This window comes from Cognatundibacterium rugosum (genome assembly GCF_014284365.1).
GTDB classification, from domain to species: Bacteria; Pseudomonadota; Gammaproteobacteria; order Burkholderiales; family Burkholderiaceae_D; genus Undibacterium; species Undibacterium rugosum.
This window is the reverse complement of the sequence record NZ_JACOGG010000027.1, coordinates 1-22,309: the sequence shown is the minus strand read 5'-3', so window position 1 is coordinate 22,309 and position 22,309 is coordinate 1. Positions and strand designations below refer to the sequence as shown.

Genomic DNA, 22,309 nt, shown 5'->3' with positions numbered 1-22,309 from the left:
CATGGCTGAGCAGAAGACAGACAATCTGATCCGTATCCGCGGCCTGCGCACCCAGTTTGGACGCATGGTGGTGCATGACAATCTGGAGCTCGACGTCAGACGCGGTGAAATTTTATCGGTGGTTGGCGGCTCAGGCACCGGCAAGACCGTGTTGATGCGTCAAATGCTGGGCTTGGAAATTCCCAAACGTGGCAGTATCGAAGTCTTTGGCGAAGACATCCATGCACCTAAAGCCGGCAATCTGGATTATCTGCGCAAGCGTTCCGGCATGCTATTCCAACAGGGTGCCCTGTACTCAGCACTGAGCGTATTCGACAATGTGGCGCAACCCATGCGCGAACTGGGCAAACTGCCGGAAGACTTAATCCGCGACCTGGTCTATCTGAAGCTACACATGGTCAATATCGGCTTTGAGCATGCGCGAAAAATGCCAGCCGATTTGTCGGGTGGCATGGTCAAGCGTATCGCGCTGGCACGTGCACTGGCGCTGGACCCTGAACTGTTATTTCTGGATGAACCCACAGCTGGGCTGGACCCTGACCGTTCTGACAGCTTTGTGGAGCTGATACAGTCGCTGCATCAGCAACTCGGTCTGACTGTCATCATGGTGACACACGATCTGGACAGCCTGTTTGCCTTATCCAGCCGGATCGCCGTCCTGGCTGAAAAGCGCGTGCTGACCTTAGGCAGCCCGCAAGAAGTGGTGCGTTTTCCGCATCCGTTTATCAAACAATTCTTCCTGGGCGGACGTGGACTACGCGCGATGGAAGTACTGCAACCCCAACCTGACCGGGAGTGATATGGAAAACCGTTCACATGCTTTAATCGCAGGCTTTTTTACGATAGCCTTAATCGTGCTGGCGACGCTGCTGGCGATCTGGCTGGGACGCGACAAAATCCAGCGCACCTCGTATGAAATCGTAACAAAATCAGCGGTTTCAGGATTGAATTTACAAGCGGTGGTGCGTTATAAGGGCATCAAGGTTGGCAATGTGACTGACATTGATTTCGATGACAAAGTGCCGGGACAAATCATACTGCGTCTGGAGGTGCTGCCTGACACACCCGTGACCAATGCAACCTTTGCCACACTGGCTTATCAAGGCGTGACAGGCATCGCTTTTGTGCAGCTCGATGAAGATACCAAAGCGCAGCATAGTCAATTACTGCAGTCTGGCACCAGCATCGCCCGTATACCGTTGCGACCCGGCATGCTGCAAAATCTGGAGCAACGCGGTATCGCTATCCTGACACAAGCCGAAGAACTGACCAGACGTCTCAATCATATGCTGGATCCGGACAATCAGAAATCCGTCGTTCATACCCTGGAAAATTTTGGCAAACTGGCGCAACGCTGGGAAGCGGTACCGGACCAGATCAATCCGGCCTTACAGCAATTACCGGTACTGATGCAACAGGCTGGCAGTACGCTGCAATCGGTCAATCAATTATCCAAAGATGCCAGTCAGCTGACCCAGAACCTGACACAGTTCAGCACGCGCCTGCAGGGCCAGGACAGCCCCATATTCAGGCTCAATCAAAGCCTGGATATGTTTAACAGCACGCTATATGCAGATACCCTGCCGCGGCTGAATACGCTAAGCAACGAAGCGCGCCAGAGCCTGCGTGCAGTTGGCCGCACCGCAGAGAGTCTGAATGAACGTCCGCAAAGCATCCTGTTTGGCCCGCCGCCAGTCACACCCGGCCCGGGAGAACCTGGCTTCAGCGCACCAGCCAGATAAACCTGATTATCCCAAGCTTGCTTACACTATGCATAGCCTGACCCGGTATTTAAATAAGGACAAGTATGTTTTCTATCCTGTCAGCTGATTTCCCTAAAAACGTATCGTCGCGTCATTTGAGGCAGACAATGTTTGGCTTGCTGACCCTGTTTGCGGTCATCAGTATAAGCGCGTGCAGCAGCAATCCGACTCCCGTCAAACAGCAGTTTGATCTGGGGCCTGTCGTTGCCGCTCAGATCAAACAGGTTACACCTGCGCCAGCCAGCCTGCGCTTTGTACTGGCCGATATACAGGCCAGTACGGCACTCGACAGCCAGGCCATGCTCTACCGCCTGCAGTACGACAATGCGCAACAGCTAAAAGCCTATGCCTATGCGCGCTGGAGTATGCCACCGGCACAATTGATACAACAGCGCATCAAACAGCAGGTCAGCGCTGCCGGTGGTCTGGTCTTGCAAAGAAATCAGGCCAGCGCGGATATACCGCTACTGCAACTGGAGCTGGATGAATTCTCGCAAGTTTTCAGCTCGGTCAGTAACAGTCATGTGCAACTCAATATGCGTGCCCTGATGAGCAAAGCAGGCAAAGTGTTGCGTCATCGTCAGTTCCAAATCCAGCTTCCTGCGGGGAACGATGCGGCAGCCGGTGCGCATGCTATGCAACAGGCGGTAGACCAGTTGATCCTTGAGTTACAACAGGACATACTCCAGCTGAACTAAATGTCTACCCAAACAGATAGCGCAATTGCGCCACCTACGGAACCGCAACTGATCAGTTCCAGCTCCCCTTTTGCACGGGTCAGCTTACTGGCGTATGTCGTGCTGATTCTGTATGCGAGCTGGTATCCGTTTACTGGCTGGCAAGCCGATAACCTGTCGGCGCTGCCCGAGGTATTACGCCAATGGCCGCGTTACTGGACCTGGTTTGACGTGATCACCAACGTCGTCGGCTATGTGCCACTGGGTGCGCTGTTCGTCTTTGCGCTTTATCCTGTACTCAAACGCTGGCAGGCATTCGTCGTCGCCGGTATCACTGGCAGTTGTATCTCTGTCACAGCCGAACTGGTGCAGTACTTTTTGCCGAGTCGTGTCACATCTGTCGTCGACATACTCACCAACAGCAGCGGTGCCATCGTGGGTGCCTTACTGGCTGCATGGCTGACGCCCTGGCTAATGGAAAAAGGACGTTTGCGCTTATTGCGCAAGCAGTGGACGTATCAGGAGTCCAGTCAGGAAATTGTAATACTAGGTCTGTGGCCGGTGGCACAGCTGTATCCTCAGGCGTATTTATTTGGACTAGGCGGAATTTTTCCAATTTTGTCTGAGCACCTGAGTCAGTTTTTTGATATGGACATTGATCTGAGCGCGCTGATCTTACGCGGGACCGAGCTGACACCGGAAGAATATCTGCTAGCCGAAGCGCTGATCACTGCCTGCGGCTGTACTGCCGCACTTTTACTGTGTCTGAGTCTGCTGAACCGGCATGCACCCAAGTTCTGGTTATCCGCTTTGCTACTGAGCCTCGCTATCGTCGGTAAGTCTCTGGCTGCAGCCCTGTTTTTTCAGCCTGAATATGCGTTTGGCTGGCTTACCCCCGGCGCGCGCGGTGGCTTGCTGATCAGCGCCATTATGTTATATGGTTTTTCGTTTGCACCTCTGCATGTGCAGAAGCGGCTGGCATTTGTCCTCATGTTGCTGGGTTTGACAGTACTGAATATTTTGCCGGACAACCCCTACTTCAGCGCCACCATGCAAACCTGGGTACAGGGAAAATTTTTGAACTTTAATGGCGCCGCACAGTTCTTATCGTTGTTCTGGCCCTTCCTTGCTCTATGGGCCTTGCTGCGCAAACCGACTCCTCCCGCCACAAGGCCGCAGCAAGGAATCCCAAGGTCTCAAGTGTAGTAGCCGGCATTTGCAGTATCATAGGACTTTTGCAAAATCGCCTGTTGTCCTGCAATCGGTTTCAGATACCAGCTCAGTACGATGACTTTACGCCGTTTGCCTTTCAGCCGATATCACTCTATATCCAACATTCATATCATGTCCGAACCACTTTACTTTCAAAAACATGTTTTCTTTTGCATGAATCAACGCGAAGATGGTCGCCCATGCTGCATGGAGCGCGGTGCGCAGGCGGCTCAGGAACATGCCAAGCGCCGTATTAAGCAACTCGACATGAACGGGCATGGCAAGATCCGCATCAACAAAGCAGGCTGCCTCGATCGCTGTGAAGAAGGCCCGGTCCTCGTGGTTTATCCGCAGGGAACCTGGTATACCTTTGTGGATCAAAGCGATATCGATGAAATCATTGATGTCGACCTGATCGGTGGTGGCGTAGTTGAACGCCTCAAACTTCCGAATACCTGATTACGCTGCTTGTACTGATAGTCCTAGGCATGAACGCTCAAACTGAACACTTTCTGATCGCCGGCGCAGCCGGCCAATTGCAATGTGCACTCGATTTACCCGATCCTGAGTTGCAAGCCGTTCCACGCGGACTGGCACTGGTCGCACACCCGCATCCGCTCTATGGCGGCACCATGGATAACAAGGTCGTACAAACCTTGGCGCGCACCTTTACTGGCCTCGGTTATGCGGCTGTACGCATGAATTTCCGTGGCGTAGGCCAGTCTGGCGGCAGCTATGACGCGGGTATCGGTGAGACCGACGATATGGAGCTGTTGTTGCAACATATGCGACAACGTTATCCCGACCTGCCGCTGGCACTGGCTGGCTTTTCATTTGGCACTTTTGTTCAGGCTCGCTTACAACAACGTCTGCAAACGCAGGACCGTGCAGCGCAGCGTCTGGTGCTGATCGGTGCTGCGGCTGGCAAATGGGAGATGCCTGAAATTCCATCGAATACCATCCTGGTACATGGCGAGCTGGATGACACCATTCCGCTATCTGCCGTACTGGACTGGCTGCGCCCGCAAGATATTCCGGTCACCGTGATACCCGGTGCCGATCATTTTTTCCATCGTCGTCTGCACCATATCAAACAGCTGGTCACCAGCCTGTGGGATAAGGCATGACGATCTGTTTCACCTCGTTTGATCAATGTTACCCATGAAAAAATTTCTCGCTACTGTTGCTGCCTCGCTGCTGACGTTGTCCGCTGCGATGGCACAAACACTCCCGGCCCCTAGTATTGCAGCCAAATCCTGGCTACTGTTCGATGCAACCAGTAATCAGGTCATCGCCGCACAGGACCCTGACCTGCGCATAGAACCCGCCTCGCTGACCAAGATCATGACCGCCTATCTGGTGTTTTCTGCCTTAAAAGAAAAGAAGCTGGATTTGAATCAGACGGTGAATGTCTCCACCCGTGCCTGGAAAGTGGATGCCAGCAGCTCAAAGATGTTTATTGAGCCGAACAAGCCAGTCACCATTAATGAATTACTGTACGGCCTGATCGTCCAGTCCGGGAACGATGCAGCCGTGGCGCTGGCGGAGGCCGTTGCCGGCAGCGAAGAAGCTTTCGTGGTGCAAATGAATCGTGAAGCAGAACGTCTGGGCATGAAAAACAGCCGCTATGCGAATCCACATGGTCTGCCCAGCCCGGACAATTTCGCCACCGCACGTGATTTGTCTACCCTGGCGAACCGCCTGATTGCCGATCACCCTGAATACTATAAAACCTATTACAGCACTAAAAGCTACACGTATAACAAGATCACGCAACCTAACCGCAACCGTTTGTTATGGCTGGACCCAACTGTCGATGGCATGAAAACTGGCCATACCGAAGCAGCTGGCTATTGCCTGATTTCTTCAGCGTCGCGTCCAAATGGCAGCGGTCAGCGTCGTCTGATTTCGGTCGTGACCGGTACCGCCAGCGATCAGGTACGTGCGCAGGAAAGCCTCAAATTACTCAATTGGGGTTATTTGAATTTCGATACAGTCAAACTGTATGCCAAAGGGCAGGCGATCCAGACCCCGGAAGTCTGGAAAGGTAATCAGGCAACAGTCAAAATCGGTTTTGACCGCGACCTGTATGTGACTCTGCCTAAAGGTGCGGCTGCCAATCTGAAACCTGCGCTGGAAAGAAAAGATCCGCTGGTAGCGCCGATAGCCCAATACAGCAAAGTCGGTACCGTGAAGATGATGTTAGACGGTAAAGCCGTTGCCGAATTCCCGGTACAGGCGCTGGAAAAAGTCGATCAGGCCAGCATCTTTGGCCGCGCCTGGGATTCGATACGTCTTATGCTGAAATAAAATAATTCGGTTTTTCTTTAAGCCAGAGTGAGCTCTGGCTTTTTTTTTGCATACGAAACCACAGAATATTTCAATTTCCTTCACACAATAATTGCAATTTACACTATGATTATTGATAGCCAAAAATTGCTCTTGTGGCAATTCAGGCTGAGCTCAGATATTTTTTAAACTGACTTATCTTGCGACGAAGGAGACACTATGAAAAAACTCTTGGGACTTTTAACTATATGCGCACTGTCAGCTTGTAGCAGTCTTGAAAACCAAGCAAGCAACGAGAGTAAAACAATTGCTGACGAAGCTGATTATGTTACTGGCAGTAATATTCGTCAGCGCAATAGGCAAATTCAAACTCTGACGCCTTCTCAAGCTGAAGACTTGAAACGTGGATCAATCGTAAACGGACAAAAGGGTTGAATAAAAAGCGATATTTGGTTTTAGCTTAGGAATAGCAAGTAAGAAAGGTATTACAAGCACCAGACATCGTTATCCTAAAATATCTCGCTCAGTTCTGGCAAAAAGTGCCTGTTCACACCAAATTTGAACAGGTACTTTTTATGCGATATTTGCATAAATTCCTAAGCATAACCATGTGAGAATGAATGTTCCTAATTCCAGACATTGATTCCATCATGAATGACCCACTCGTATACCTCAATGGCGCGATGACGCCACTCTCTGCCGCCCATATATCTGTACTCGACCGCGGCTTTATTTTCGGTGACGGTATTTACGAAGTGATACCGGTTTACCAGCGCCGCATGTTCCGCGCCAGTCAGCATCTGGCGCGCCTGTTCCGAAGTCTGGAGGCGATAGGTATTCCGAATCCGCATAGCAAAGAGGAATGGCTGCAGCATATCCAGCAAGTGATGGATGCCCATGAAGCAGATGATCAAATGGTTTATCTGCAGGTCACACGTGGTGTCGCGCGCCGTGCCCATGCGTTCCCGAAAGAAGTGACGCCTACCGTATTCATCATGACCAACCCCATCGTGTTGCCAACGCCTGATGCGCGCGAACATGGCGTGGCTTGCGTATCCATGGAAGACCGGCGCTGGCTGCATTGCGAGATCAAGTCGATTTCCTTACTCGGCAACGTATTGGCAGCACAGAATGCAGCGGAACATCAGGTCACAGAAAGCATACAATTCCGCGATGACTTCCTGAGCGAAGCCTCGGCTTCCAATGTCTGGATCGTCAAAGACGGCGTCCTGATGGGCCCACCAAAAGATCATCTGATCCTGGAAGGCATACGTTATGCGTTGATAGAAGAACTCTGTGCACAGCTCCATATACCGTTTGAAATGCGTCGCATCAGCCGCGCCGAGGTGTACGCGGCTGATGAAATCATGTTGTCATCGGCAACCAAAGAAATACTTGCAGTTGTGAAGCTGGACGAGCAGACTATTGGAAATGGCTTACCCGGCCCCATATATCAGCAATTATATGCGGCTTATCAATTAGCCAAAGCCGCCTGAGCTGCTGCCATCCCTGCCTGACTCTGGGTGGGTGCCTTCAGCGCAGTGCAGCCCACCACTCAGAGAATGGAAAAATCATGGAAATGAAACCTATCCCACCAGAACAAAGTCTGATCGAATACCCGAGCGAATTTCCGATCAAAATCATGGGCGCGATGCATGATGCCTTTGCCCAGACCATGGTTGAAGTTGTCACCCTCCACGACCCTACCTTCCATGCCGGGAAAATGGACATGCGTCCATCCAGCAAAGGTACTTACCTGTCAGTGACTGTCACCGTTTGGGCAACCAGCCGCGATCAACTCGATAATCTGTATCGCGCATTGTCCGGTCACCCTATGGTTAAAGTGGTTCTTTAATTACAGCGCAAAATAGTGCACGAATCCCAGCCCTGCTACGCGGCCCGCGCTGGCGTTCACAGCAAGGTTGGATACAGATCAGGACGCTAGGCTAAGTTCAAGCGTTTCAAGCGTTGTTTAGCTAGTCGCTCATCGCAAATAACAAGGTGGCGACTATCAATTCAGCAAAGGAAGCCCGTATTTTCCGCTCGTTTATCGTTGAAAATCAGCCAGCGCTATCAGACAAAGGCATCAGGCCTGCGCATCCACGCTCACATTGAGCACTGCCACTATTCGGATGCGGCATAGATTGCAGCGTTGGCGGGTACTTGTTCAAGCGTCATCGGCCCAGACTTTGCTGGCTTTCACCGCACGCTGCCAGCCCTTCTTACAACGCTGTACCTCAGCGGGCGACATGGCAGGTGTAAAGCGCTGATCCAACTTCCACTGACTCTGGATTTCACCTAAGTCTTTCCAGTAACCGACCGCCAGCCCAGCCAGATAAGCCGCGCCCAATGCTGTGGTTTCTGTGATTTGCGGACGTACGACATCAACACCCAACATATCTGACTGAAATTGCATCAGCAGATTATTGGCGACCGCACCTCCATCAACACGCAATTCCGCGATGCGACCATCCAGATCAGCTTCCATCGCCTTCAATACATCGACAGATTGATAAGCAATACTATCAAGAGCAGCACGTGCAATATGTGCAGAACTGGTGCCGCGTGTCACACCGAACAGGGTACCGCGCGCGCGCGGATTCCAATGGGGTGCCCCCAGACCCGCAAAGGCTGGGACCAGATACACGCCATCGCTATGCGCAACACTTTTCGCTAAGGTTTCAATATCGGATGCGCTACGGATCATACCCAGACCATCGCGCAGCCATTGCACCACGGCGCCGCCGATAAAGATGCTGCCTTCCAAAGCATAGTGCACTTGATTGCCGATTTTCCAGGCAATGGTGGTGATCAAATTATTTTTTGATTCGATCGGTTTTTCACCCGTATTCATCACCAGGAAACAACCGGTGCCATAGGTGTTTTTAACCATGCCAGGCTCGACACACATTTGACCAAACAATGCGGCATGCTGATCGCCGGCGATACCCGCCAGCGGGATTTCTGATGCAAACAAAGTGGTTTTAGTTTTGCCATAAACTTCAGAACAAGAACGCACTTCAGGCAACATACTGCGCGGAATATTCAGTATGTCGAGCAACTCCTGATCCCACTCCAGCGTATGAATATTGAACAGCATGGTGCGTGACGCATTGGTCACATCGGTCACATGCAATGCCTGTTGCGAAAAGTTCCAGACCAACCAGCTATCCACTGTACCAAAGGCTAACCTGCCTTGATCCGCGAGTTCACGTGCACCAACAACATGGTCTAAAATCCAGCAAATTTTCGTCGCAGAAAAATACGAATCTATCGGCAACCCCGTTTTGGAACGGAATTGTTCTTCCAAACCTTGTGCCTTTAACTGGTCACACAATTCTGCGGTACGACGATCTTGCCAGACGATCGCATTATACAAAGGACGACCAGTTTCCCTGTCCCAGACTATCGTGGTTTCACGTTGATTGGTCATGCCGATTGCAGCAATCGAAGCACCCGTTAAACCAGCGCGTGCGACCGCTTCTGCAGCGACACCGGCCTGGGTTGACCAGATTTCCTGAGGATCATGTTCTACCCAGCCTGGTTGCGGATAAATTTGTTGGAACTCTTTTTGCGCGACCGCTACCACGCTACCGGTACGGTCAAACAAGACAGCGCGCGAGCTGGTCGTTCCTTGATCTAAGGCCAGAATATATTTTCCATCCATGTGGCTGTTCTCCATCTTGTCCAGGATTTTTTTAATGCATCAATACTGAAGGCGATAGCTACGCCTGCTGTATCGCTACTTTGTTGAGCTTGCTGATTTTGCGCATCTCACTCATGTGCTACCTACAAACGTATTTGCACCATAAACAGAACCTATAAGGCTGACCAGTACCACTGCGCAGCTGCAATATGCGTTATTTTCGCGTTGTTTTCGCTTTGCTTTAGCGCTGATTTGACTCTGCTAAAAATTGTGTCAATTTGCGCTGCAAAACCTGCACCGCAGCTGGCGTGGCATGCAGCCCTAATTTACTTCGGCGCCACAAAACATCATCCGTCGTGCGTGCCCATTCGTGTTCTGCCAAATACCTGACTTCGGCTTCATATAAGTCTGGGCTCAATTGCTCCCCCAAATCAGACAGTGCATGACATTCACGCAGAATGCGCTCAGCACGCGTGCCGTAGCTGCGCGCATAACGCTGCGCAAGCGTGGCTGGCAACCATGGATATTGCGCTTGAAAGCGCTGAAAAAATCCTGAAAAATCCGCATTTGGAATATCACCGCCCGGCAGCGACGCATGTGCAGTCCACGCCGGTTTAGTGATGCCTAAGGCGGGTGCCAGCAGATTCACCGCTTCCTCTGCCAGGTAACGGAAGGTGGTAATTTTGCCGCCGAATACCGACAAGATCGGCGCCTGTCCCTGTGCAGCGTCCAGCTCCAGCTGATAATCGCGTGTCACTGCGGAAGGGTTGCTCGCATCTTCCTGTTCCAGCAAAGGACGCACACCGGAATACGTCCACAACACATCTGCCGCTTGTATGCTTTTCTTGAAATAGCGGTTCGCCGCATCACACAGATAGCTGACTTCATCGGATGAAATGTTGACGCTGCCCGGGTCACCCTTGTATTCCAGATCCGTGGTACCTATCAGGGTAAATTTCTGCTCATACGGGATAGCAAAAACGATGCGTTTGTCGGGATGTTGAAAAATATACGCATGCTCATGATCGAACATCCTGTTGACGACGATATGACTGCCTTTGACCAGGCGTACCTCATTTCTCGCTGACAGGTGCACATGCCGGTGCAATAATTCACTTGCCCATGGCCCTGCCGCATTGACTATGGCACGGACTGTAACTTTGATTTCAGTCTGCCCGTCTTTGACTAAAGTAGCTTGCCACAAGCCAGCTTCACGCTGCGCTGACCGCAGCTCAGTACGTGTCATGATGCGGGCACCGCGTTCCTGGGCATCGATCGCAGTCAGAACGACCAGGCGCGCATCGTCTACCCATGCATCGGAATACACGAAACCCCTATGCATACTGTCTTGCAAAGGTGTACCCAGTTCATGCTTATCTAAGTTCACGCCACATGAACCCGGCAGCAACTCGCGCCGGCTCAGATGATCATATAAAAACAGGCCGATACGTATCATCCACGCCGGGCGTAAATGCGGCACATGTGGCATCACGAAGCGCAGGGGCCGAATGATATGCGGTGCTGAGCGCAGCAAAACTTCGCGCTCTTTCAGCGCTTTACGCACCAGGCCGAATTCATAGTATTCAAGATAGCGCAAACCGCCATGTATCAGTTTGGTACTGGCAGAGGACGTGTGCCCGGCCAGGTCATCTTTTTCACACAACAAGACACGCAAGCCGCGTCCGGCCGCATCGCGTGCAATACCTGCACCATTGATGCCACCACCCACAACCAGTAAATCATAATCTTGTTCATTCGCCATGATGCCGGATCTCTATTGTTAGTAAAAATCACCAAACAAACAATGATAAGTTTGCTGTCGAACATTTATTAAAATCATGTAAAGTTATCATATACACCCAACTGGCGGTGTAGCGATACGTCGTCACGTGAAGATTTCAGTCTAGTTGGGAAGCGAAAGGCGCATCGATGATTCGCGAGTAGCACAGGTGCAACCCAAGTGTCGCTGTCTGCGTGTAGCGAGTTCCGACGCTTTCCCATCTTACGCAAGGCCAACTTGTGTCGGCACGCGGTGCGGCACCGTAACAAATGCATGCAACACAGAACAATATCAACACCAACCTCATGTTGACGTCATCCAATGTGACCGTGGAGCCCCCACCCGGGGCCGTTGCGGTGTTATTTCAAAGCGACTTCTGCGAGCAACCATTCCCGAAAAGCGCGCACCTGCGGCTTATTCAGCGACTGCTCCTGATACACCAGATGATAGGAAACCGGGCTGGGTATTTCTATATCAAACAAGCGAACTAACTGGCCACTTTCTATATCGGAGTGCACAATTGCGTGCCGCCCAAGAGCAATGCCCTGGCCATCCACAGCTGCCCGCGCCAGGATAGACGCATCCTGGTAAACCAGACCACTGGTTGGCTCTTCATTGTCTAAACCCGCAGCGCGAAACCACGGTTCCCAAGGCTCTTCTTCGCAACGCAGCAAATGCGAAGCTGCCAATTCAGCCGGCGTCGCGGGTAATTTACCACCGTGATAGCGTGGACTGACTACGGGATAATAATAATCGCTCATCAAAAATTCAGATACCAGACCAGGGTAATTACCGAGCCCGAAACGTATGCCGATATCAATCGAATCTCGCGAAAAATCGGCCAATTGATTGCTCGATTGCAAACTCACTTCCAAATCCGGATAGTGCTCGATAAAACGCCCCAGCCGTGGCGATAACCAGCGCGCCGCAAACGAAGCTAAAGAAGTAATTCCCAAGCGTTTTTGTTGATTACGCTTTTGCAATTGCTCAGTGGCCTCAGCTAAATTTTGCAAGCACAACCGTATTGCGGCTGCATAACGCTCACCCTCAGCGTTCAACACCAGACGCTTACCGTGACGCGTAAATAACTCTATACCCAACTCCTCTTCCAGAGCGCGCACCTGATGGCTGACTGCCCCATGGGTCAGGTGTATCTCTTCTGCTGCCTTAGAAAAATTCTGATGTCGCGCAGCGGCTTCAAATGCACGCAGTGCCGCAAAATTAGGCAGTTTTCTGATATCCATATTTCATATATCCATCATTAGAAAGCGCTATAACAATGTGAATTTTATTAGCAAGCAAAGCCAAAATTTCTCGTTTTGTCAATGAATCAGAAACACCTACAATACGTACATCTCAATGCAGCATTGAATTTCCCTCTGATAAATCAATCCCTATTGATTTTTTGCTGCACAACCAGGAGCAAGGAAATGACAAATAATTTTGCAAACTCATCTTACACGATCAGTGCTGGAAAAACACTGTCCGGCATATCCGCTGTTGACCAAAAAGTAAAAGTCGTATGCGGCCGGGTCTGGCTGACCATTGCTGGCGATGAAGCTGACTTCTGGCTCGCTGAAGGCGAAACTTTGACCATCCCAGCCCACCGCATGGTCGTCCTGGAAGCAGATCAACAAGCAAGTATGATCGAATTACAAATGGCCACCAGTCCGGCTGCCTCCCGTCAGTCCGAATTCGCAGTGACAAACTACTTGCAAAAGCTAACACAAAAGCTGACCCACGCCTTTGCTTAGTAGCACAGAACCACGCGGTCAGCGGTGATACACGCCGCTGATCGCTTTTTCTGATTATTTCTGGCTGTTTCTGGCTGATCGCCGCTACCCAAACACGACCTGAGCGTAGGAAAAACGACCAGCGCCAGTCAAGGATGTTAAACTAGCGGTCTATGCAAAACAGCACCTCCACTTCCCCTTCTATACCCATCATTCTGCAACGCGGCTTTGAGCCTTATCCGCAGACCTTCGATGCTATGCGCGCATTTACCGATGCACGCAATGCCACTACGCCCAATGAATTTTGGATAGTCGAACATCCACCAGTATTTACACTGGGACTGGGAGCGGATCAGTCACACGTGTTAGCGGCGCGCGATATTCCTGTGGTACAGACAGACCGTGGGGGCGAGGTGACGTATCACGGGCCAGGCCAGGTCGTCATTTATTTGATGATGGATCTGCGCCGCAGTCATCCTAAGGCAAGACTGTTTGCACGGGAATTTGTATTTAAAATTGAACAGGCCGTCATCGACACTCTTGCACACTACGGCCTGGCGGGTGAGCGCAAAGAAGGCGCTCCCGGTATTTATATTGGTGACGGCCCATGGAAAGGCGCCAAAATTGCCGCTCTCGGACTGAAAGTACGTGGCAATGGTTGCACCTACCATGGCGTATCACTCAATGTGGATATGGATCTCGCCCCTTTTTCCTGGATCAATCCCTGCGGCTATGCAGGACTGGCCACCGTAGATATGAAGACTTTGGGCGTACAGGCTGCACTGAACGACGTGCAGCAAAGACTCGCACAGCATTTACAAGATCTCTTATCCGTTACCCACGAAACTCTTTGATTTTTCGAAACGCACCGTATCATGACAACCGAAAATACTCCTGCATCCCCAGATACCACCGCCAGCCAGGCAGCTTACGATCCGACTGAAAAACAAAAAGGCGCCAGCAAAACCGCGCGCATCCCCATCAAGATCGTACCGATGGAACGTCTGCCTAAGCCAGACTGGATACGGGTAAAAGCCGGTTCACCGACCACGCGTTTCTATGAAATCAAAGACATCCTGCGTACTAACAAACTGGTCACGGTCTGTGAAGAAGCGTCCTGCCCCAATATCGGAGAATGCTTCGGCAAAGGCACTGCGACGTTCATGATCATGGGCGACAAATGTACACGCCGCTGCCCGTTCTGCGACGTTGGCCATGGACGCCCGGACCCGCTGGACGTGGACGAACCGCTGAATCTGGCAAAGACGATTGCGGAACTCAAACTCAGCTACGTGGTGATTACCTCGGTCGACCGCGATGACTTACGCGATGGCGGCGCTGCACACTTTGCAGAATGCATACAGAAAATCCGCGAGTTATCACCTATGACACGCATCGAGATTCTGACGCCGGATTTCCGTGGCCGCATGGACCGAGCACTCGAAATTCTGAATATGGCACCGCCCGATGTCATGAACCATAACCTGGAAACTGCACCGCGCCTGTACAAAGAAGCGCGTCCTGGCTCTGATTACGAATATTCGCTGAACCTGCTGAAGCGCTTCAAGGAACAGCATCCGCATGTACCGACTAAATCCGGCATCATGGTCGGACTCGGTGAAACCGATGAAGAAGTACTGCAAGTCATGCGCGATATGCGCGCGCACAACGTCGATATGCTGACCATAGGCCAGTATCTGGCACCAAGTGGTCACCACTTACCAGTACGTCGCTACGTGCATCCTGACGTATTCAAAATGTATGAAGAAGAAGCATATAAAATGGGCTTTGCCCATGCAGCGGTCGGTGCGATGGTGCGTTCAAGCTACCATGCAGATCAGCAAGCGCATGGCGTAGGCGAGTATGTGGAAAGTTAATAGATAATGAGAAAATTTAGCAGTTAGTGAGAAAAATCAATAGTGTAACAAGCACTAATTTGGACAATAACTCTCATAATTTCAAGCAGTTACCATCAATTTCAGCCTTTCCAAAGGATGAAAAAATATGGCGAATTGACTGGTTCGGTGAAATTACTTTTCCGAACCGGTTAATCCGACGAACCCAGCCCTCCATACTCGTTCATCTTTCTCGAATTCAAGATGAACGCTTTCTCAACAATACTGAAGTTCAACTTTCCCCGCACGCGACATCTCCGGCCAAATTCCAGCGCAAGACTTGGGTGTCGGTCGGCACGCTGCCGCTGTTACGCATCGGCGACCTATGGCAAAACGGCCAACTCGTAGCACAACCCGACTACGAACTAGAGCAGTTTTCCGATCTTTGCATCGATCGCGTAAAGACACACTTGATCAAAGCCGGCTTGAATCTGAACGAGCAAGGTTTTCTGCTACCGCTGACCGAGCATCCGTGGCACATGCACTGTACGCAGTCGTATTGCCTACTGCTGAAGTTAGAAGACAACAAACGCCTCATCATCCCCTGCGTGGAATTGATCCGCTTCTATTTTGGTTCTTCGAGCAATCTGATCACCAAATTGTTTTTGCCACCACTGGAACACAAGTCGCTGTACACCAAAGCAGATTACGACAAAGTCTCTGGCCGCTTACATCTGCAGTTGGCCGAACATATTTCTGGCGCATCGGCGGCAGATATTGGGCGCATTCACCGATCACCTATTGCCTGGCAAGCTGCTGTACAAATCGGCGCGTCGATTCTTGCAGCGTCCGTCGCGCGCCATGAAATTCACGCACACGGTTTTTTTCCATTCGAGGGGAAAACGGACCTGACCGCAGTCGGCAAATGGCTGTCCTTCCAGGGTGATCCGCGTGCGACATTCGTTGTCTACAGCTTGCGCTCTTGCTCCCATCCGTTTCCATTTCGCTCGCTACAATACGATGTGAAAGGTCACAGTTTGCGGTCATCTCATAAAAATAGTTCACAGGCAAATGCGCCGGGTATGAACGTGAAGACAAGGTCAGCAGATGATTCACCTGATCAGCAGCTCATAGAAAAAGATGCGTCAAGCAAATTGGCCAAAAAAACACGAGCGGCGTGGTGGTCTGCACGTTTCCCTGACCTTACACGGAAAGCGATCTGGAAAAATCGAGCACTGTCAGAACCGTCTGCTAACAATGTCTTTTGCGGCACTCGACAAAGTGATGTTCAGCATTCGTCAGTAGGTAACCCGAGCTCAGAACGACGCGCACATCCTGTGGATTTCGAAATACGAGCAAAACAAAAATCTGAATTTCCAGCACCTGAATTTCTTCGGGAAATTATTGAAGAATTAGAGTCATTAGATGGTTTCAATATCCAGCTCCTAACGAATAGCGAGCAGGATGGCTGGACCATCCCCATTACAGTACTGGTAAACGAAGATGGGGAAATCGATGCAAGCTTATTTATCAAAATAGGTGAAAATCAATTACGCGAGAGGCGCGTGGCGGTATTCTCGGTGGAGTACGAAACTGAGTGTGTAAAAATCGTAGCTGTTGAGTCATCTCCCACGCATATGAAGCTATATCTGCCATCTAGCGATAGCGAAACCGATTTAATGGAAACATTGCTCTGCGCTGCGGCCGATTTCATTTCGAGACCGGAACCAAAAGTAGGGGATATCTCAAACCTAATACGGTGGGTGTTCGGCTTTTCAGAACGAACTAAAGGTGGATTCAAAAAAAATCCATAAGTCATCACAAAATAAATATTTACTTATCCAAAGGCAAACTTAGAGATACAAATATTTTTTTAATAATGGGCTGAATATTAGGGCGTGTTGACATATTTATTTACCAATAGCCCTGCTAACTTTTCCTGAAATGTGTTTACATCCTTGAATTTGGGCGGAACAGGGATGTTAAGAATGGTGCTGCGAGACGATCAGTGGGAAAAAATCGAAAAGCTTATCCCCGGAAAGAAAGGGGAACGTGGAAGGCCAGCAGCCAACAACCGTCAGTTTTTGGAGGCAGTCATCTGGATAGCGCGCACAGGAAGTCCTTGGCGGGATTTGCCGATTGAGTTTGGCCCGTGGAATACGGTCTATATTCGGTTTGCGCGCTGGTCAGACAAGAACGTCTGGCACAATATCTTTGCAGTGCTGCGGGAAGATGCAGATTTTGAAGAAGTGTATTTGGACAGTACTGTGGTGCGGGCGCATCAGCATGCTGCTGGTGCTGCTAAAAAAAGGGGAGCAAGCTCTTGGACGTTCTCGTGGGGGACTAACAACTAAAATTCACGTCTGCGTCGAAGGTCTGGGACAAGCATTTAGTTTCATCCTGACGGGAGGCGAGTGTCACGATGTGACGCAAGCGGAGGTACTGATCCGCGACATTAATCCTGGGGCTGTTTTAGCGGACAAAGCCTATGACGCGGATGGATTAATTTTTAGTATTACGGACAAAAATGCCAAAGTCGTGATTCCGCCGAAATCGAATCGTAAAGAGCAGCGCGAGTTTGATAAACAGCAGTACCGCAATCGCAATGTCATCGAAAGATTCTTTGCCAGAATCAAACAATTCAGGCGCATTGCTACACGATACGATAAGTTGGCTTCGCGCTTCAAATCATTTTTTGCGCTCGTGGCTTCGATCGAGTGGCTAAAGTAATATGTCAACAGGCCCTAATTTAACTAACAAAAAGTCAACCACCAGAAAAACAATTTCTTTATTATTTATTTTAAATTCCTTCAAATTTAATAAAGATCGTTCAAGATATTTTTGGCATTTCGAGAAAAACTGAGCTACTTATGTTTTTACTCAAAATTAGGTATTTCACATTGATTATTTTCATAAAAATATTTTCAAATAATCAATTAAAATAATGTCACATCATAGCTACTGCTTAAATTCAAAAAATAGACATTTTTTTACGCATCTTTAACTTCCATAAATCAACATAGTCAATAGGATAAATTGTGACTACAAAATTCGATACGTCTGGGCAAGCTCAACCAGATCCAAAGTTTGTACTTAAATTTTCACATAATATTATTGAACACCTTGGGCTTAAACTCTATCAAAATAAACCAACGAATGTTATTGCAGAATTAGTTTCTAATTCATGGGATGCTGATTCCCAAAATGTTTGGGTTCATTTGTATACAGACGATAATGGCGGGCCTCTTAGCATAGTAGTAGCTGACAATGGTACAGGCATGAGCTCAGATAATTTGATTAAAAATTATCTTATTGTTGGAAAACCTAAAAGGACTAAAGACGCCCCTGCAGAAGCATCACTTGGCAAACGCCTGCCGATGGGAAGAAAAGGTATAGGGAAGTTGGCACCATTTGGAGTTGCCAAAATTGTTGATTTAATTACTGTTGCAAATAATAAATTAACCTGGCTGCAATTCGATTATGGCGAAATTTCTACAATGGAATCCAATGGGCTACTTGTTGAATATGAACCAAAGGTAATTGCAATTGAAATTGGCATAAAAGACTGTATTGATAATGCTAAAACACCAAATCCAATACGTGAACATCTCGAAAAAATTCTGAAAACTTCAAAAGAGGCAGGAACAATCGTCTGGGCTCATGAATTGACATTAAGTCGCCCGATAGCCCCAAAAGATATGCTGGAATCATTAGGTCGACGTTTCACTGTAACCCTAGCGAGACCTGACTTTATTGTACAGGTAAATAATGTTTCTATTGAAGAAAAGCATGTTTTTCCAAATTGGGAATTGAGGATCCCTGAAACTGGTACTTTATCCGTCGAAATGGAAACGCCTATTGGGAAAAAAACTATCAAATACTGGGCAGGCTTTGTACATGAGGCGTCGTGGTCTAGTGAGCAGGCAGGTGTAGGTATATATGCGCATGGAAAAATTGCACAAGATAGACCATTTTTTTTCGGCAACAAAGGAAATGAGATTTTCACTCGTTACTTATATGCAGTTGTTGAGGCTGACTGGATTGATGAACTTGAAAACGATGCAATTTCAACCGACCGAACCAGCATTGATTGGGAAAATCAGGACTTTTCTGGATTGAAAGCTTGGGGGGGGGACGCCATTAAGGCATGGCTAAAAAAATATGAAGCTTTACGAAAAGAAAATGCAACAAAAGAAAATATTAGTATTGTAGACTCAGTATTGAAAAAGAATTCGACGCTCTCCCTACGCCCCGCTGAGAGGGACCATCTCGTCGAATTGCTAAGCGAAGTAACTCCGCGACTTGGTAAGGAATCAGAAAATAGAGAAAAATTAATCGAAGCGACGGCAAAAGCTTGGATTCATGAGCCTGCAAGAAAATTGATTAAGAAACTATGGGAAGAAACATCGCAATTTGAGGCTGATGGTTTTTCTGTCTTAGTCAGTCGACTATCTGAACAGCTTATTCCTGAAAGCCTATCTTTAGCAGTAGTCTTTTCCCAAAGAGTTTATGCATTAACTCAACTCGACAATCACATAATGCTCGGAAAAGAAACTCAACTTCAAACGTTAATCGAGAATTTTCCTTGGATACTCGACAATTCATTTGAAAAATATTTACCTAGACGCGCATTAACAACAATCTGCGCAGAAGCAGAGCGGAATGGCTTATTGCAAAATAGAGATATCCATACAGTTGCTGGAGAAAATAGCAAACCTGATTTTGTATTTTTAGGTGATGCAGAAGACCGAGACATATTAATCGTTGAACTCAAAGGACCAGATGCTGCTGCTAGCTGGCCGGAGGATGAGCAATTAAATTCGTATAAAAGATTCTTGCAATCACGTTTCACAACTTCGACAGTTAAGGGAATTTTAGTCGCAGGAAGTTTTGACGAAAATGTTCTAAAACAAAGAAGTATAAGTACAGATTACATAAAATGGAAAGATGTACTTTTACGCTCAAGAAGAGATCATATGGAGCTATTGGCAGCGTTGCTCGCTGGAAGCGAAGCAGATCAATCAGATTCCCGGGTTCAACAAATTTGCGAATTGGGTGGAGCGCCCGTAAAGAATTTCTTAAAAGATATGAGCAAATCCACACCAGAGCTTTCAATTTTAATAGAAAAACTTAGCCCCGCAAAAACCTAGTTATTGCTTTTCCAAAACGGTAAGTGATGATCGATGGAACGGCTTCCCCGATCATCTCCCTAAAATTATGCCCCTTCTTATCTTGAAAAGCGGCAGGCCAAATAAAACTGTCAGGTATAGCTTGCAATCTTGCACATTCTCTTATACTAAGAACCCTGTTTTGCGTTGGGTGTAGTTTTAGGTCACTACTGAATGAACCACTTGCTGTTGTAATTGTGGGAGAAATGTCGTTCGCTGGCATTCTTTTATAACTAGTCTTAAACCCCTTAATAAGCCGAACCCTCCCGTCCGACTCAATCATATGAGGTCGGTTAAATAAAATCTCACCACATTTTTTGCATTTTATTAAGTCTAATTCGACCTCAGCACCACACTTCAAACATCCATTTTCCCAAGCACTTTTATTGCTTCCGCTGGGAATACTGGAGATCCAAGTGTAATGGGTACTTGAAACAACTGGAACCTGGTGCAATGCGTCAGTCGGGCAAACAGCGGTTGAGATATCTTTGCTATCTAGTGAAGGCAAATCACTTAATGCGTCAAGTATTGTCACAGGCAACTCTGTTGGAAACAAAGGCCATTTCAAAGGCGTCATATTTTCTGGAAAGAAGCGATCCTCATTCGGTAATAAATCTCGTCGAACAAAAATAGCTACGGACCTTTTCCGGCGTTGAGGAATTCCTAAATTTGAAAAACAAATCGTTCCCGACCATTCACAATACTCATTAAGTGAAGCACTAATGAACTCCCTAACCCTACCAGTAAACTTTCCATTTTCTGTCTTGATTTTTCGCTCAAGGAAATTGGGAACATTTTCAAAAAAAATAATTTTTGGATTGATTGCTCTCGCAACACTCAATGCCTCAAAAAACAAATGATTTCGAGAATCTCTGTCTGCATGTTCTGGATCCTCTCTTAATCCGCGTTTAGCGTTTGCAGTCGAAAAACTTTGACATGGAGGCGTTGCGATTAGCAGATCAACTTCAAATCCACTTAATGAATTTACTAAATTATCTTTTTCTGTGCATATATTTCCCCAAATAGGAGCTTTTATATTTAGCTTATGTACGCCAGCTCTATTTTTGTCAATTTCCGCAGCGGCCAAACAACGCCCTCCCGCCAAAGCTAAGCCGTAATCGCCAAACCCAGCACCAGAGAATAAACTCACGAAATTAAATGCTGCTTTTGATTTAGTAGGTTTGACAATAAATTTTTTAAACTTCACAACGCGTCCTATCAAATTCATCCAGAAATAAAGAATCAACAAAAAATAATTTTTTCTTACAAACAAATACTCGCACCAACGTTATAAAAACGACAAATGACAACCTATTTTTAATTAATAAGTATTTATTTATGACTCTTATGCAAATTAATGTAGATGGATTGGCGAATCTACTTAAATTGTATATTATGCGCATAATATGTCAAATATTACATCCTCAATCGAGTTGCGAACCCTTAAACAAATATTAAGGGACAGTGGTGTTCGCCAAGAAGATTTAGCAAAAGAAATTGGAATATCGCAAGAACAATTGAGTCGAATTCTAAATGGAAAAACTGATTCTCGTTCAGAAGTCGCACAAATCTTAATGAAAAAATATGCGCATAAATTAGAACCAGAAATAATTAAAACTCAATGTCAAAGTAAGATTACTGAAGCAGCTCTTGCATTATGGGATGGCACTCCATCTTCAGCAGAAAAAATTATCTCATTTTTAATTTCAGCAAGAAATATTTGCGGAATAAAGTAATCAAGTACGAATAATTACTTATACGAATATTTCTATTTCTCATGTAAGATATTTTTTGGTCGATCCCGCCAGTTAGAAAATCCGTAGACACTCCGTAAATACCACATTGGTGGCTCATCAAAATCCTTCAGTAGCAAGTTATAACGTACAGCCTTAGCACGCCAAGCAATAGTGAGTCGGGGTTCCAAATCGACCATAAGCCAACAGGCCAACTGCAATAAGTGATGACGCTCCTGAATGGTCCGCATTTCAAAAGGGATATGCCCGCCTGTCAATTCAATATCCGGCACACCCACTTGATTCAACACGAACTCCCGTAAATGCGCATGCTTGTATCGCGTAGGTAAGCATCCGGTGAAGTCATCTTGAAGTTAAGTGCGTAAGCGTAGATGATCGTGTCCACTTAATAAGTGGACACTTGTACATGATGGACGATGGAATCAATACGCCAAGACGGCGTCGGCGGCACA

At 48.0% G+C, this 22,309-nt stretch carries 21 protein-coding genes; 17 read left to right on the top strand and 4 right to left on the bottom strand.

Going from position 1 to position 22,309, the window contains the following annotated elements:
- The first annotated feature begins 1 nt into the window (after window position 1).
- The 10 genes from H8K47_RS16790 (at window position 2) to H8K47_RS16745 (ending at window position 7,796) form a co-directional block, all read left to right on the top strand.
- Complete coding sequence (locus tag H8K47_RS16790) at window positions 2-799, top strand: ABC transporter ATP-binding protein (protein ID WP_186882539.1); 798 nt, start codon at window positions 2-4, stop codon at window positions 797-799.
- A gap of 1 nt (window position 800) precedes the next feature.
- Window positions 801-1,742: an MlaD family protein gene (locus tag H8K47_RS16785; RefSeq protein ID WP_186882538.1), complete on the top strand. Its 942-nt coding sequence runs from the start codon at window positions 801-803 to the stop codon at window positions 1,740-1,742.
- Between the two features lie 65 nt (window positions 1,743-1,807).
- Window positions 1,808-2,461, top strand: a complete 654-nt coding sequence (locus H8K47_RS16780) for an ABC-type transport auxiliary lipoprotein family protein (RefSeq protein WP_186882537.1) — start codon at window positions 1,808-1,810, stop codon at window positions 2,459-2,461.
- A complete protein-coding gene (locus H8K47_RS16775; protein WP_186882536.1) occupies window positions 2,462-3,646 on the top strand; it encodes a VanZ family protein in 1,185 nt (394 codons plus the stop codon).
- Between the two features lie 138 nt (window positions 3,647-3,784).
- Entirely contained in the window at window positions 3,785-4,111 is a 327-nt protein-coding gene (locus tag H8K47_RS16770; RefSeq protein ID WP_186882535.1) for a (2Fe-2S) ferredoxin domain-containing protein, read from the top strand.
- Window positions 4,112-4,140: 29 nt separating this feature from the next.
- Window positions 4,141-4,779, top strand: coding sequence for an alpha/beta hydrolase (locus tag H8K47_RS16765; protein WP_186882534.1), 639 nt, complete (start codon window positions 4,141-4,143; stop codon window positions 4,777-4,779).
- Window positions 4,780-4,813: 34 nt separating this feature from the next.
- Window positions 4,814-5,962, top strand: a complete 1,149-nt coding sequence (locus H8K47_RS16760; protein WP_186882533.1) for a D-alanyl-D-alanine carboxypeptidase family protein — start codon at window positions 4,814-4,816, stop codon at window positions 5,960-5,962.
- Between the two features lie 198 nt (window positions 5,963-6,160).
- Complete coding sequence (locus H8K47_RS16755) at window positions 6,161-6,376, top strand: hypothetical protein (protein WP_186882532.1); 216 nt, start codon at window positions 6,161-6,163, stop codon at window positions 6,374-6,376.
- 215 nt (window positions 6,377-6,591) lie between these two features.
- Window positions 6,592-7,437 carry a D-amino acid aminotransferase gene (locus H8K47_RS16750; RefSeq protein WP_186882531.1) on the top strand — a complete coding sequence of 282 codons (846 nt, stop codon included), beginning with the start codon at window positions 6,592-6,594 and terminating at the stop codon, window positions 7,435-7,437.
- Window positions 7,438-7,514: 77 nt separating this feature from the next.
- The gene (locus tag H8K47_RS16745) at window positions 7,515-7,796 is read left to right on the top strand and encodes a DUF493 family protein (protein ID WP_186882530.1); all 282 of its coding nucleotides are present in this window, start codon (window positions 7,515-7,517) and stop codon (window positions 7,794-7,796) included.
- A gap of 312 nt (window positions 7,797-8,108) precedes the next feature.
- Here the strand turns inward: H8K47_RS16745 and glpK are convergent, their stop codons facing one another.
- The 3 genes from glpK to gcvA all read right to left on the bottom strand — a co-directional run bounded on the left by glpK (window position 8,109) and on the right by gcvA (window position 12,611).
- A complete protein-coding gene (gene glpK, locus H8K47_RS16740; RefSeq protein ID WP_186882529.1) occupies window positions 8,109-9,608 on the bottom strand; it encodes a glycerol kinase GlpK in 1,500 nt (499 codons plus the stop codon).
- A gap of 220 nt (window positions 9,609-9,828) precedes the next feature.
- Complete coding sequence (glpD, locus tag H8K47_RS16735; protein WP_186882528.1) at window positions 9,829-11,349, bottom strand: glycerol-3-phosphate dehydrogenase; 1,521 nt, start codon at window positions 11,347-11,349, stop codon at window positions 9,829-9,831.
- A gap of 377 nt (window positions 11,350-11,726) precedes the next feature.
- Window positions 11,727-12,611, bottom strand: coding sequence for a transcriptional regulator GcvA (gene gcvA, locus H8K47_RS16730; protein ID WP_186882527.1), 885 nt, complete (start codon window positions 12,609-12,611; stop codon window positions 11,727-11,729).
- 186 nt (window positions 12,612-12,797) lie between these two features.
- Here gcvA and H8K47_RS16725 point away from each other — a divergent pair, with 186 nt between their 5' ends.
- The 6 genes from H8K47_RS16725 (at window position 12,798) to H8K47_RS16700 (ending at window position 20,085) form a co-directional block, all read left to right on the top strand.
- A complete protein-coding gene (locus H8K47_RS16725) occupies window positions 12,798-13,121 on the top strand; it encodes a DUF2917 domain-containing protein (protein WP_186882526.1) in 324 nt (107 codons plus the stop codon).
- Between the two features lie 152 nt (window positions 13,122-13,273).
- Window positions 13,274-13,954, top strand: a complete 681-nt coding sequence (gene lipB / locus H8K47_RS16720; protein ID WP_186882525.1) for a lipoyl(octanoyl) transferase LipB — start codon at window positions 13,274-13,276, stop codon at window positions 13,952-13,954.
- Between the two features lie 21 nt (window positions 13,955-13,975).
- Window positions 13,976-14,977, top strand: coding sequence for a lipoyl synthase (gene lipA, locus H8K47_RS16715; RefSeq protein ID WP_186882524.1), 1,002 nt, complete (start codon window positions 13,976-13,978; stop codon window positions 14,975-14,977).
- Between the two features lie 26 nt (window positions 14,978-15,003).
- Window positions 15,004-16,749, top strand: coding sequence for a hypothetical protein (locus H8K47_RS16710; RefSeq protein WP_186882523.1), 1,746 nt, complete (start codon window positions 15,004-15,006; stop codon window positions 16,747-16,749).
- Window positions 16,750-16,914: 165 nt separating this feature from the next.
- A protein-coding gene (locus H8K47_RS16705; protein WP_408057911.1) for an IS5 family transposase occupies window positions 16,915-17,665 on the top strand; the annotation gives its coding sequence in 2 pieces (ribosomal slippage) (window positions 16,915-17,252 and window positions 17,251-17,665; 753 coding nt in all).
- Between the two features lie 308 nt (window positions 17,666-17,973).
- Window positions 17,974-20,085: an ATP-binding protein gene (locus H8K47_RS16700; protein ID WP_186882522.1), complete on the top strand. Its 2,112-nt coding sequence runs from the start codon at window positions 17,974-17,976 to the stop codon at window positions 20,083-20,085.
- Here H8K47_RS16700 and H8K47_RS16695 read toward each other — a convergent pair.
- On the bottom strand, window positions 20,066-21,310 hold the full coding sequence (locus H8K47_RS16695) for a DNA cytosine methyltransferase (protein ID WP_186882521.1): 1,245 nt from the start codon (window positions 21,308-21,310) through the stop codon (window positions 20,066-20,068). The genes H8K47_RS16700 and H8K47_RS16695 overlap by 20 nt on opposite strands.
- A 199-nt stretch (window positions 21,311-21,509) precedes the next feature.
- On the opposite strand from H8K47_RS16695, the gene H8K47_RS16690 reads away from it, so the two are divergent.
- Window positions 21,510-21,839, top strand: coding sequence for a helix-turn-helix domain-containing protein (locus H8K47_RS16690; RefSeq protein ID WP_186882520.1), 330 nt, complete (start codon window positions 21,510-21,512; stop codon window positions 21,837-21,839).
- The last annotated feature ends 470 nt before the right edge of the window (window positions 21,840-22,309 follow it).